Origin of the sequence: Methylobacterium sp. Leaf106 (genome assembly GCF_001422895.1) — a bacterium.
Classification (GTDB): domain Bacteria; phylum Pseudomonadota; class Alphaproteobacteria; order Rhizobiales; family Beijerinckiaceae; genus Methylobacterium; species Methylobacterium bullatum.
On sequence record NZ_LMNB01000004.1, the window covers coordinates 45,058 to 57,298 of the forward strand.

Below are 12,241 nucleotides of genomic sequence, written 5' to 3' on the forward strand. Positions count from 1 at the left end.
AACCGGGTTTCACCGTCCGGCGGCGGTTTCAATTCGCGAACAGGCGCAGATCGGCGCGGGCGTGACGCATGGTGGCGATCTCGATGAGCGGCGTGAAGGCGACGAGCATGATGTCGGCGTGGTCGGTGTCGTCCTCTTCGCCCCCTTGCACAGGCCGGGCCGCGATCTCCGCCAGCACCGGCATCAGGGCGGAGAGGATGCGCTGCGCCTCGATGGCGCCGACCCGCCCGAGCCTCACGGCGGCGGTGACGAGGGCGGCGGCAGCTTGGTAGCCCGCGATCTCGGTGACCGTGGTCTCGTCGAGGCCGAGGGAGCGCCACAGCGCCCCCTGCATCACCGCGAGGTGCCCGAGAAGCCGGCCGTCGCGCACCGCCATGCGCAAGCCTTCGGCTCCCGGCGTTCCGATGCGGGTATGGGCGGCGAGCAGCGCCCCGCCGTTGCGTCGGCTGCCGGTGCGCATCGGCTCCGCCAGGCAGGCCGCCTCCACGGCGGCGTCGATGCAAGCGAGGCGGGCGAGATCCCCTTGCGCGCGATGGGCCAGGACCAGGGCGACCCGGTCGCTGCCGGCCCAGCGATGGCGCAGGATGACCTCGACCGCATGGCCGAGTTCCGCCCCGCCGAGACCGTCCGGGAGCGCCGCGAGCCCCTCGATCCCGTTCGAGAAGGCGAAGCTGCCGCTGGGAAAGGCCGAATCCGCCTGCTGGAGGGCGATGAGCCGCTGCAGCATCAGGCGGCCTCGTTCCGCCCGTCGACGCCATGGGCCACGCGGCCGGACGCGGTCAGATCGCCGAGGCGCGCAAGATAATCCTCCGGCGGGCCTTCGAGGGCCACGAGCAGGTCTTCGCCGTCGAAGCGCACGCGCCAATGCAGGTTGCCGGCGTGGTAGCCGAGTTCGATCGCGGCGGCCTTGTCCGCGGGCGCCAGCCGAAGCCAGCGCTCCGCCCCGACCCGCACCACCAGGGCGCGGTCCGTGTCGAGGATCAGGACGGCACCGTCGAACAGGGTTTCCTCGCGGGGCAGGGCGATGGCGATGTCCTCGCCGCCCTCGGTGGTCGCCCTGAGCCGCCGCCGGGCCGTGTCGGCGCTGTCGATGGCCAGGATGTCGACGGCATGGTGGTGATCGAGATGATGCAGGCGGTGTGCGATCTCGGGATCGAGCCGGCTGCCCACGATACGGTCGATGACGCGCATTCGATATCCACTCTCCCGGCGAGATCCAGGAGAGGAAACTAACCGGGTTCGCATCGGCACGCCAATGCTTCCCCACGCTCGGCCCTTCCGGCGCGAACGGGAGCCCGTCGTCGACCGACGCATCGGGTCGGGACAGCACTCGGGGCGCTACGCCGTCGCCGTCCTGGCGATCAGCGGCGGGCGATAGAAGGCTCCGATCTCTCGGATCAGGTCGCGCCTCTGCTCCTCCACCAGATCGGAGAGAATGTCATCGCGATTCCGGTTGATGACCGACAGAAGGCGAATATTGGGGTATCGGCCTTCGAAAACCACGAACACTTCCGATCCCTCATGGGGATCCAAAGGGTCCAGGCAGTAATGGTTCGCCATGCCAGCCCTCCGAAACATCACGACGAGGGAAAACCTCTCATCGACATCCTTCCGGTCACACGAATCATGGACCGTTTTCTCGATGCATGACGCATCTTCGACGGCTCGTCAGGCCGACACTACAGGATGAAATCCGCCGTCTGGAGGGCAAAGGTGCCGCTCAGGAGAATGGCGAAATCGGCCTTCGCATCGCCATTCACATCGCCGCTCACCAGGGTATTGCTCCCTGAGACGATGGAGCGAAGCTCGCCCGCCCTCATCGTGAACGCGTCGTCCTCGATGAAGCGGAAGGCCTGGTTCACCACGCCGCCGGCGACCGCATCGATGAGGTGAAGGTCGATCCGGTCCCCCTGGGACGTGCTGAAATCCTTGAGCGTGTCCCGACCGGCGCCGGACACGGTGCTGTCGCCGAGCCGGTCGAAGACGAAGGTGTCGGCGCCTCCTCTGCCATAGAGCAGATCGGCCCCATCGCCGCCGGACAGGATGTTGAGCCCGTCGTTGCCGAGGATCTTGTTGGCGAATTCGTTGCCCGTCAGGTCGATGGCGGCGGTGCCGGCATCCCGCACCGTCCGCAAGGTCTCGATGGATTGACCGGCGGCCAGCCCATAATCGACCGCCGCCCTCACCGTGTCGGCACCGTCGTTGAGCGCTTCGAACACTTTATCGGTCGCCGCCGAGACGATGAACGTGTCGTCCCCGTCCCGCCCGTACAGGCTGTCGGCCCCGGCGCCGCCGTCGAGAACGTTGGCCCCGTCATTGCCCACGAGCTTGTTGACGAGGTCGTTGCCGGTGAGGTCGATGGCGGTTGTGGCGGTGTCGAGGATCGTCCGCAGGGTCTCGATGGATTGACCGGCGGCGAGCACGTAATCGACCGCCGCCCTCACCGTGTCGATCCCGTCGCCGAGCGCCTCGAAGACCTTATCGGTCGCCGCCGAGACGATGAACGTGTCGTTGCCGGCCCGCCCGTACAGGCTGTCGGCCCCGGCGCCGCCGTCGAGGAGGTTGGCCCCGTCATTGCCCACCAGCTTGTTGACGAAGTCGTTGCCGGTGAGGTCGATGGCGACGGTGCCGGTGTCGAGGATCGTCCGCAGGGTCTCGATGGACTGGCCGGCGGCCAGCGCGTAGCTCACGGCGGCCCTCACCGTATCGATGCCGTCGCCGGCGGATTCGAACACCTTGTCGGTCGCCGCCGAGACGATGAAGACGTCGTTGCCGGCCCGCCCATAGAGGGTATCGGCGCCCGCCCCGCCATCGAGGACATTGGCCCCGTCATTGCCCACGAGCTTGTTGACGAGCGCGTTGCCGGTGAGGTCGATGGCGACGGTGCCGGTGTCGAGGATCGTCCGCAGGGTCTCGATGGATTGGCCGGCGGCGAGCCGGTAGCTCACGGCGGCGAGCACCGTATCGGCCCCGCCCCCCGCGACCTCGAAGACGAGATCGCCGCTGTCGTCGACGACATACACATCGTCGCCGCCGAGCCCCTGCAGGCTGTCGGCCCCGGCCCGCCCGTCGAGGAGATCGACCCCGAGCGTCCCGACCAGGGTATCGGCGAAGCGCGATCCCGCCACCCGCTCGATCCCGACGAGGACATCCCCCGCCGCGTCGCCGCCGCTCACGGCCCCGGTGGAGAGGTTGACCGACACGCCGGCGGCGGAGGCGCCGTAATCCAGGGTGTCGAAGCCGGCGCCGCCATCGAGCCTGTCCGCGCCCGCGCCGCCGAGCAGGGTATCGTCGCCGTCATAGCCGTAGAGCGCGTCGTTCCCGGCGGCGCCGCTGAGGATGTTGGCCAAGCCGTTGCCGGAGAGCTTGTCGTCGAAGGCAGAGCCGAGGATGTTCTCGAAATCCACCAGGGCGTCGCCCTCGGCGCTGCCGCCGATGCCGGCGACCTTGCCGGCGCTGATGTCCACGGTCACGCCCGCACTCGAGTCGCTGTAATAGGCCCAGTCGACGCCGTCGCCGGCCGTCATGTAATCGGCCCCGGCACCGCCCGTCAGGATATCGTTGCCGTCGCCGCCCCCGAGGAAATCGGCCCCTTCGCCGCCGGCGAGGGTGTCGTCTCCGGCGAGGCCGCTCAGCGTGTTGGCGGCGGCGTTACCGACGAGGTTGTCGTCGTAGCCCGAGCCTTCCAGGTTCTCGATGCTGACGAGGGTGTCGTCGTTGGCATCGCCGTAGAGCACCTTGCCGAGGGACAGGTCGATATAGACGCCGGCGCTCGACCCCGCATAGCTCGCCGTATCGATCCCGTCGCCACCGTCGATCCTGTCGGCGCCCGCGCCGCCCTCCAGCTTGTCCGCGCCGCCGTTGCCGGAGAGGCTGTCGTTGCCGCCGCGTCCCAGGAAATCGTCGGCCGAGGCCGCGCCGACGAAGGTGTCGTCGAAGTTACTGCCGGTATAGCGTTCGATCGAGGAGAACAGGTCACCGGCGGCGTCGCCGGCATGGTTTCCGGTGGTCAGGTTCACCGTGACGCCGGCGCTGCCGTCGAACCCCGCGATGTCGAACCCGTCGCCGCCGAACACGATATCCGCCCCGGCGCCCCCCACCAGGGTATCGTTGCCGGCCTCGCCATAGAGGATGTCGTTCGCCCCCAGGCCCCGCAGCCTGTCGTCGCCGCCGCCGCCGTACAGGCTCGATGTCGTGGATGCGCCGCTGAGCGTATCGGCGTAGGCCGACCCGTAGACGCCCTCGATCCCCGTGATCGTATCGCCGTTGGCGTAGCCGCCGAGCACCTTGCCGACCGACAGGTCCACCGTGACGGCCGCCGTCGAACCGGCATAGCTGGCATAGTCGAACCCCGCCCCGCCATCGAGGATATCGTTGCCGGCGCCCCCGGAGAGGGTATCGCTACCGCCGAAGCCGTAGATCCGGTCGTTCCCCCCATTCCCCGTCAGGGTGTTTCCGCTGGCATTGCCGTAGATCGTGTCGTTGCCCGACCCGCCGACCGCCGCCTCGATCACCGTGTTCCGGGCGATGGCGACGTTGTCGGTCATGCTGCCGATGTCGGAGAAGGTGCCCGCGCCGAGATCGATCAACTGGTTCGTGGTAAATCCCGACACGTCCAGGGTGTCGTATCCCCCGGCATCGTAGATCGCGATGACGGGGTCGGTGTTCAGGGTGAAATCGAAGGCCCCGCGGCCCGCATTGGCGTTGAACCCGTAGGTCGTGTTGCCCACCCGGGTGTTGGGATCGGCCCCGTACTTGGCCTGGATCGCCGCGATGTCGTCGAGGAGCGGCGTCGCGCCGTAGGTCACGTTGAAACTGCGGCCGACATGATCGACGCCGGTCCCGTCCTCACTTGCGTCGAAATAGGACATGACGGTGTATTTCCGCGTGTCCTGCGCGTATTCGGCGTTGCCGTCATACGTGATCGATCCACCGGACCCGGCATTGTACTTGCCGGGATGCGAGAGGCCGAGGGTGTGGCCGATCTCGTGGACGTAGGTCTGGACCCCGTAGCCGCCATAGAACATATCGGCATCGGTATCGTGGGTCGTCCAGCTCGAATTCAACCAGATCCGCTGCTGGGTGATCGTGTCGACGCCGTTATTCCCCTGAGTCAGGGTGGGGGCGGCATAGCTGCCGCCTCCGTCGGTGACCGAGCTATAGGCGAAGCTGATGTTGTTGTTGGTCGCGGAGGTGGTCTCGACGAGGTCGATGGCGATCAGGTCGTCCCAGAGCTCGAAGGCTTCGCGGGCCCGGTCGACCATCAGCGTGGTCATCGTCCTGAATCCGGTGGATTCCGTGGTGACGCTGCTCGGCGGCGAGGTCGAGGGGATCGCGTAGGTCAGCTGCGTCCCCGCCCAGGTCCGGGCGTCATCCTCAGGCGGTTGGCCGGGGCGGACGGTCCACGAGGTGGTGAGCTGGTCGATGACCCGGGCGAGATCGCCGGGGGGAGGGGCGGAGACCGCCACCGCCGCGAGCGAGGCGCTCCCCGCCGACGGCCCGGACATCCAATGCCGGGACACGTAGCCCGGCTCATCGCTGCACAGGATGCACATCGCCCGATTTCTCCCGTGAGTCCCCGAGCCCGCGCGCCGATGCAACGGCTCGCGAGAGGAAGAACTTTGCGTGGATGCCCTGGAAGCATCGCCCTCGAATCGGTCCGTCCGACCGACTCAAGCGCTACCATGCAGAAGTAATGGATGCTACCAAAACAGAACCAAAATAGTGATCGCGATAGTATTCGATGGCAAGCTTCAGAAAATGGTATCCTTCGATGGTACCAAAATCAGAAAATGCCGGCACAGCTCCCGCAATGGCGGACCGTCGTCGAAACGCCGCCGCCGCGACATCCTCACGGACAGCGCAACCGTGGCGGCGCGTCGAGATGTCGGCGTCGGATCGTCTTGTCCGGGAGCGGTTACCGATCGCGCGGGATCAGGCCCTATGCCCGCAGGCGCAGGCGGTAGGCGTAGGAATCGCCGCGAAAGAGCCCTTCGACATACTCGATCATGCGGCCATCGGCGCCGTAGGAACGGCGCTTGATGAGCAGGCAGGGAAGCGGTTCGGAAAAGCCGAAGACCGCGCATTCCTGCGGCTCGGGAGAGGCCGCCTCGATGGTCTGCTCGCAATCGACGAGAGGCGCGCCGCATTCCAGGAGGCGGGCATAGATGGAGCCCGACAGGTCCGCCTCGGCGAGGCCGGGCGCGATGCCGACATCGTACCAGGCCTTCTCCACCGACAGGGGGATGCCGTCGCCGAGACGGACGCGCACGAGCCGGAGGAAGCGGGCCGTGGAGGAGAGGCCGAAGATCGAGGCGATGGAGCGGTCCTCGCCCACCGCCCGTTCGAGGATGCGGGTGGAGGGGACGCGCCCCAGTTCCTGCATCTCCTCGGTGAAGCCCTTGAGGCGCTCCATGCCGGGTTTGATGCGGCGGAAGCCGTCCTCGACGATGTAGCCGTTGCGGCCATGCGCGCTCACCAGCCGCTGCTGGCGCAGGGCATCGTAGCATTGCTGGACGGTCTTCCGGCTGATGCCGAGGTCGAGGGCCAGCTTTCGCTCGGCGGGCAGGGTGGCTCCGGCGGCAAGAAGACCATCCGTGATCATGGCCCGGAACTGGTGCTCCAGTTGCCGATACATCGGGAGAGCCGTGTCGTTCTGGATGCGGAGGCTCGCGAAAACGCTTTGTGTTCTGGTCAATGCGGCGGCATCGTAAGAAGGGCGGGCAGGGCGCGCGTCACACTCCCTCCCTTATATGACCTTGCGAGGGACTGGCCACATGGGAAGCGCCTTCGTGCTCGGCAGTTTCGTCGCGGCGGGCACGTTCCGGGTCGACCGGCTTCCCCGTCCCGGCGAATCGCTACTGGCCTCCGCCGTCGCCTGGGAGGCGGGCGGCAAGGGGTTCAACGTCGCCGCCGGCCTCAGCCGCCTCGGCGTGGAGGTGGACGGCCTGATCCCGGTCGGCACCGACCATCTCGCGGCACTGGCCGAGCCGGCACTCGTGCGGATGGGCCTGCCGGCCTCGATGATCCGGGTCCATCCCGGCCCTACCGGCATCGGCGTCGGCTTCGTCGGAGCCGATGGCGAGAACTGCCTCGCGGTCCATCCCGGTGCCAACCTGCTCCTGTCGCAGGAGACCGTGCGGGCGGCAACGGCGCGCATCGTCTCCGCCGCGATGGTGCTCGCGCAGTTCGAGATCGGCGACGGCCCCATCGCCGAAGCCTTCGCGATCGCCCGCGCCGCCGGCGTCCCGACCCTGCTCAACCCGTCGCCGTTCCGGATGACGAGGCCGGAGACCTTGGCGGAAATTCTGGCCTCCACCACGATCCTCGTGGTGAACGAGACCGAGGCGGAGGCCCTTTTCGAATCCCTGTGCCCCGGTCAGGCCGGCACCGGGACTCTGCGCGCGGCGGCGGAGGAGCTCGGGCGGGTGCTGCACGCGCGCGGCGTCGAGGCGCTGGCGATCACCTTCGGCGCGGCCGGGGCGAGGATCGTCCTCGGCGGTACGACGATCCTCGATCAGCCGGCCTATCCGGTGGCCGCCATCGACACGATGGGGGCCGGCGACGCCTTCACCGCCGGCCTCGCGGCCGGGCTCGTGGCGGGCAGGCCCTGGGATGCGAGTTGCCGGATGGCGGCGGCCTGCGGCGCCCTCATGGTGACCCGCGCCGGAATCCTCGACGGCTTGCCCGATCCGGGGGAGGTGACGGCCTTCCTCCGCGCCCACGTGCCCGGGACGGCGGCCCCACGAGCCGAAGACCATGACCCGCGCAAGACCCTGACCTGCGCAAGACCCTGACCCGCACCGCGTTCGCGCGCGCAAGACGAGGAGCACATTCATGGCTGTGACGATCCGTGCCCTGGACCCATCCTATGCGACGCTGGGGATCGCCCTTCACTTCCTCGCCCGCCGCGCGCCCTTCTCCGGCTTCCGCTTCGGCGACCTGACACAGACCGTGGACGACCAGATCCGCCGCGGCCACGCGCTCTTCGCCTTCGACGACAGGCGGGTCGTCGGCTATCTCGGATGGCATCTCTACAGCCACGCGGAGGCCCGCGATTTCGCCCGGACGGGCAAGCCGCCCCCCCTCGACCGGCCCGACGGCGCCGATGTGGCCTGGGTGATGACGGCGGCCGCAGCCTTGCCCCAGACGCTGATGGCGCTCGTGGAGGCCGGCAAGGCCCTGAACATCGGTCGCCGGGCGATGGGCGTGCGCTACAGGACAACGGGCAAGCGCGTGATCTTCGATCAGCTGATCGCGCCGCGCCGCGCGACGACGGGCGCCCTCCGGGATGAGGATGGCGCCCGGCCTCAGCGATAGGCGCCCTTCGCCTCGTCGAACGCGAAGGTCCTGGCATCCCGGTCCGTCGCGGGACGGACCTTTCCGTCCTCGCCACGGACCGTGCCCGTGAGGGTGACCCGGACGGGAGGCCATGCGAGGGGCTTGAACGACTCCTCCGGCAGGATCTCGAGCCGGCCCTCGCTCTTGCCCATCCGGCAGGGCTCGCCGTCATCGGTATCGCAGGCGGCGGTCTCGTCGGACCCGGCGGGGACCTCCCCCGCCACGCTCCAGCGCAGCGGCACCTTGCTGAATTGCAGCAGGAGAAACGAGAAGCTGCGCGCGCCCGCCGCTCCATACGAGGTGAGGCGCAGGCCCATCACCAGGCGCACCCGGTTCACGGCCCTGGTCACCGCCCCGAGCCCCTCGTCCACCTGCGGAGCGTCCCCGTTGCGGTTGCCGGTGCCGATGCGCCCGATCTCGGTCTGCACACCCTTGAGGCGCCAGCGTGAATCCTCGAACGCGAAGGTCGCCGCCGCGACGGTCCGCCGGTTGGGCGTGTCCGCGTCCTCACCCGGCGCCGGCATCGTCGCGAAGCCCGTGAACCAGGTCCCGGTGGCGGCGGGGATCATCGCCCCGTGCCAGAACGCCGCCGGGCGGCCGTCCTTCATCCGGCAGGTCCCGGTCTCCGTGCGCGCCGGATTCCCGCAGATCGCCGCCAGCACCGTCTCCTCGGGCGGCCCGACGAGGTCCGGATCGGCCGCGGCGGGGGAGACACCACCGATGGCCGAGGCCGCCAGAGCCAGCAGCGCCGACGCGCTCACGCGGGCCGAACGCCCGTACAGTCCCTTCGATCGCTTCATGCCCTTCGATCGCCTCATGGGGCCGAGCAATGCCACGGGCGCCGCCGGTCCGACACCGGGACAGATGTACGATGGCCGGGACCGGGGCCGGTCACCCGCACACCCCGGCATCGGCCGCCTTCGCCGCGGCCGCGGAACGGGAGGTGACGTCGAGGGCCCGCAGGAGCGCAGAGACGTGGACCCGGACCGTGAACGGGGAGATGTCCAGTTCGCGGGCGATCTCCTTGTTGGTGTGCCCCATGGCGACGAGGCGCAGGACGTCGCGCTGGCGCTGCGTCAGGGCCGGCAGGGGAGAGCGCGGCGCGGAGAGGCCCGAGGCGAGGTCGCGCCGGATCACGAATTCGCCATTGCGGATCGCCGAGATCGCCCGCGCGATCTCCTTCGCGGGCAGGGATTTGCGGATGAATCCGTCGGCGCCCTCGGCCATGACCGCGCGGATCACGGCGTCGTCCTCGATCATCGAGACGACGACGATCGAGGCCCTCGGAACCTCCTCGCGCAGCGCACCGATGGCGCGATGGGGATCGAGGCCGGAAAACACGGGGTCGAGGAAGACGATTTCCGGCGGCGGCCCCGCACGCGACAGCGCCAGAACTTGTTCCAGCGTGGCGGCCTCCTGCACGAGCGCTTCCGGGTAGAGCCGTTCGGCGATGTGCACCATCCCCGCGCGGAACAGCGGATGGCCATCGGCGACGATGATCGTCTCTTTCACCGTTCCACTCACTCCACTCCCGATCACAAGATCGGACTTGAGCCCCCATGCGACCGGATTGGCTGCCTAGAGCTGCGCCCGACCACGTTGGGTCGGGGCACATCTCTAGACCTTTGTTGTGCCGCGCTCTTTTTCGCCGAACCGGCATCCACTTCGGCGGAGAGCGCTCTAGTGCCAGGCAAGGGGCAGGAGGGGTCAAGGCCAAGGCCATAGGTCATGTGTACTAGTAGACCGGTTTTTGGCGGGTGCATAGAAGCTCGAACGAATAACGAACGCATCTTCGCCGAGAATTTTTAGAATAATTTTAATTCATGCGATGAGCGATGTTCGTGCGAAAGACGAAATCCAACAAAAAGCAGCGAATAGGTTAAGTCAGTCAAGATAAAGGGCCGGATCAATGTCGAATACTGAGCACCAGACGCAGGCTCAGGTTAAGGGCGCCGAGAGCAAGGCCGCCCCGTCCGGACCGGGCCCGTCGAAGCCAGCCCTCTCTCCGAGCGTCATCGCCCTCGCGGGCGGCGTCGTGGCGGCGGGCGCCATCGCGGGTTTCCTGCTCCTGAGCGGCGGCGGGGAGACGGCCGGGACCGTGGAGCGGCCGGCCCTGAACCTCGTCAAGACGAGCGAGATCGACAAGGCCGCCGAGACCCTGGTGCCGGAGGAGAAGGAGAAGCTCGTCAGTCAGGCCAAGGCCTGCACCGCGCCCCTCGGCAACATGCGCCTGTCGAAGATGACGGCGAATGCCGGCGGCGTGGTGCGTATCCGGGCGGGCAACTACCTCTCGCCGGCCTTCAACGTCGCCGAGGGGCCGATCAACATCGCGGTCCCGTTCCCCGCCCCCTATGAGGTCGGCAAGGGAGAGATCGTCGTCGAGGGCGCGGCCAAGGACGTCTTCTTCGAGCTGACGCCGGGCCTGAAGATCGACACGACGGGCGGCGTCCAGCGGATCCCCGTCATCTGGAACACCAGCAAGCCCTGCGGAGGCTGACCGATGTCGAAATCCGCCATCATCCCGTTCGTCATCTCGGGACTTCTCGTCGCGATCCTGACGCCTTTGCTGATGAGCACGGAGTACGGGCCGGTGGCATGGTGGAACGCCGCCGGAAGCGAATTGCGCTGGCAAGCCGCCATCGGGTCGGCCGCCGCCCTCTTCGCCGCCCTCGGCCTCGTGGTGACGGCCACGGCCGCGCGGCGGGCCGAGGCGGGCCTGGGGCAACCGGCCAGGGGCTTGAGCCTGCCGCGCCTGCTCTTCGCCCCGCGCCGCATCGTCGAGGCGCGGTCGCCGGAAGAGGTCATCGCCACGCTCGAGGGCATGGTCGGCCTCGCGCCGGTCAAGCGCGAGGTCAACGCCCTCATCGCCCGGCTCGAACTGGAGCAGCGCCGCCGCGCGGAAGGCCTCCCGGTCTCGGCGATCAGCCAGCACATGATCTTCACCGGCCCTCCCGGCGTCGGCAAGACCGAGGTTGCCCGGGCGATCGGCGAGATCTTCCGCGCCCTGAACGTGCTGCGCCGGGGCCATCTCGTGGAGGTCGACCGCGCCGGGCTGGTGGCGGGCTATGTCGGGCAGACCGCCGCCAAGACCCTGGAGAAGTGCCAGGAGGCCCTCGACGGGGTGCTCTTCATCGACGAGGCCTACACCCTCGCGGGCGGGGCCGGCGGCGATTTCGGCAAGGAAGCGATCGACACCCTGCTGAAGTTCATGGAGGACAACCGCGACCGGATCATCGTCATCGTGGCCGGCTACACCAACGACATGCGCCGGTTCATCGACACCAATCCGGGTCTCGCCAGCCGCTTCACCAAGACCATCGAGTTCCCGCCCTACAGCCCGCCGGAACTCGCCGAGATCCTGCAGCGCATGGCGGCCAACCAGGGCTTCGTCCTGCCGGAGGGCTTCCAGAAGGAGCTGCTCCCCTATGTGAGCGCCCGCTCCCGCGCCGAGGATTGGGCCAATGCCCGCGMGATCGACACCCTGCTGAAGTTCATGGAGGACAACCGCGACCGGATCATCGTCATCGTGGCCGGCTACACCAACGACATGCGCCGGTTCATCGACACCAATCCGGGTCTCGCCGGGCGCTTCACCAAGACCATCGAGTTCCCGCCCTACAAGCCGAAGGAGCTCTGCGAGATCCTCCGGCGCATGGCCGCCCGCCAGCAATTCGCGCTGCCCGAGGGATTCGAGGCGGCGCTGACCCCATGGCTCGCCCAGCGTTCCCGCTCCGACGACTGGTCGAACGCCCGCGAGATGCGCACCCTCCTGGAAAAGGCCCGCGAGGCGCAGGCCGCCCGCGTCGCCCTGGAGGGCGGCGACATGCGCCGCCTGGAGATCGTCGACCTGCTCTTCGCGATCGGCGAGGACGCCTGAGGGCCAGCGCCCATTCCGGACCGC

At 68.4% G+C, this 12,241-nt stretch carries 11 protein-coding genes; 4 read left to right on the forward strand and 7 right to left on the reverse strand.

Going from position 1 to position 12,241, the window contains the following annotated elements; translation table 11 throughout:
* Positions 1 to 28 precede the first annotated feature (28 nt).
* The 5 genes from ASF34_RS05735 to ASF34_RS05755 all read right to left on the reverse strand — a co-directional run bounded on the left by ASF34_RS05735 (position 29) and on the right by ASF34_RS05755 (position 6,637).
* Positions 29 to 727 (reverse strand): urease accessory protein UreF, encoded by a 699-nt coding sequence (locus tag ASF34_RS05735; protein WP_018043955.1) that lies wholly within the window; start codon positions 725 to 727, stop codon positions 29 to 31.
* Entirely contained in the window at positions 727 to 1,191 is a 465-nt protein-coding gene (ureE, locus tag ASF34_RS05740) for an urease accessory protein UreE (RefSeq protein ID WP_018043954.1), read from the reverse strand. The genes ASF34_RS05735 and ureE overlap by 1 nt, the downstream gene beginning before the upstream one ends.
* 147 nt (positions 1,192 to 1,338) lie before the next feature.
* Positions 1,339 to 1,560, reverse strand: coding sequence for a hypothetical protein (locus ASF34_RS05745; RefSeq protein ID WP_018043953.1), 222 nt, complete (start codon positions 1,558 to 1,560; stop codon positions 1,339 to 1,341).
* 119 nt (positions 1,561 to 1,679) lie between these two features.
* Positions 1,680 to 5,555: a M10 family metallopeptidase C-terminal domain-containing protein gene (locus ASF34_RS23600; RefSeq protein WP_056159568.1), complete on the reverse strand. Its 3,876-nt coding sequence runs from the start codon at positions 5,553 to 5,555 to the stop codon at positions 1,680 to 1,682.
* A gap of 386 nt (positions 5,556 to 5,941) precedes the next feature.
* Positions 5,942 to 6,637, reverse strand: coding sequence for a GntR family transcriptional regulator (locus ASF34_RS05755; RefSeq protein WP_018043951.1), 696 nt, complete (start codon positions 6,635 to 6,637; stop codon positions 5,942 to 5,944).
* A 139-nt stretch (positions 6,638 to 6,776) separates the two neighbouring features.
* Between ASF34_RS05755 and ASF34_RS05760 the strand changes: the two genes are divergently transcribed.
* Positions 6,777 to 7,796 (forward strand): ribokinase, encoded by a 1,020-nt coding sequence (locus ASF34_RS05760; RefSeq protein WP_200913211.1) that lies wholly within the window; start codon positions 6,777 to 6,779, stop codon positions 7,794 to 7,796.
* Positions 7,797 to 7,836: 40 nt separating this feature from the next.
* Positions 7,837 to 8,319, forward strand: coding sequence for a hypothetical protein (locus ASF34_RS05765; protein ID WP_056159574.1), 483 nt, complete (start codon positions 7,837 to 7,839; stop codon positions 8,317 to 8,319).
* Here the strand turns inward: ASF34_RS05765 and ASF34_RS05770 are convergent.
* The gene (locus ASF34_RS05770) at positions 8,310 to 9,140 is read right to left on the reverse strand and encodes a hypothetical protein (RefSeq protein WP_056159578.1); all 831 of its coding nucleotides are present in this window, start codon (positions 9,138 to 9,140) and stop codon (positions 8,310 to 8,312) included. The genes ASF34_RS05765 and ASF34_RS05770 overlap by 10 nt on opposite strands.
* Positions 9,141 to 9,231: 91 nt before the next feature.
* Positions 9,232 to 9,852: a LuxR C-terminal-related transcriptional regulator gene (locus ASF34_RS05775; RefSeq protein ID WP_274533744.1), complete on the reverse strand. Its 621-nt coding sequence runs from the start codon at positions 9,850 to 9,852 to the stop codon at positions 9,232 to 9,234.
* Between the two features lie 397 nt (positions 9,853 to 10,249).
* Between ASF34_RS05775 and ASF34_RS05780 the strand changes: the two genes are divergently transcribed.
* Complete coding sequence (locus tag ASF34_RS05780) at positions 10,250 to 10,837, forward strand: hypothetical protein (protein ID WP_018043946.1); 588 nt, start codon at positions 10,250 to 10,252, stop codon at positions 10,835 to 10,837.
* Positions 10,838 to 10,840: 3 nt separating this feature from the next.
* A complete protein-coding gene (locus ASF34_RS05785) occupies positions 10,841 to 12,217 on the forward strand; it encodes an AAA family ATPase (RefSeq protein WP_056159583.1) in 1,377 nt (458 codons plus the stop codon).
* The last annotated feature ends 24 nt before the right edge of the window (positions 12,218 to 12,241 follow it).

Excerpts from the sequence above, each read along its gene's own strand:
- ASF34_RS05735 (WP_018043955.1), bottom strand. The coding sequence starts at position 727 with ATGCTGCAGCGGCTCATCGCCCTCCAGCAGGCGGATTCGGCCTTTCCC.
- ureE (WP_018043954.1), bottom strand. The coding sequence starts at position 1,191 with ATGCGCGTCATCGACCGTATCGTGGGCAGCCGGCTCGATCCCGAGATC.
- ASF34_RS05745 (WP_018043953.1), bottom strand. The coding sequence starts at position 1,560 with ATGGCGAACCATTACTGCCTGGACCCTTTGGATCCCCATGAGGGATCG.
- ASF34_RS23600 (WP_056159568.1), bottom strand. The coding sequence starts at position 5,555 with ATGTGCATCCTGTGCAGCGATGAGCCGGGCTACGTGTCCCGGCATTGG.
- ASF34_RS05755 (WP_018043951.1), bottom strand. The coding sequence starts at position 6,637 with ATGTATCGGCAACTGGAGCACCAGTTCCGGGCCATGATCACGGATGGT.
- ASF34_RS05760 (WP_200913211.1), top strand. The coding sequence starts at position 6,777 with ATGGGAAGCGCCTTCGTGCTCGGCAGTTTCGTCGCGGCGGGCACGTTC.
- ASF34_RS05765 (WP_056159574.1), top strand. The coding sequence starts at position 7,837 with ATGGCTGTGACGATCCGTGCCCTGGACCCATCCTATGCGACGCTGGGG.
- ASF34_RS05770 (WP_056159578.1), bottom strand. The coding sequence starts at position 9,140 with ATGAAGCGATCGAAGGGACTGTACGGGCGTTCGGCCCGCGTGAGCGCG.
- ASF34_RS05780 (WP_018043946.1), top strand. The coding sequence starts at position 10,250 with ATGTCGAATACTGAGCACCAGACGCAGGCTCAGGTTAAGGGCGCCGAG.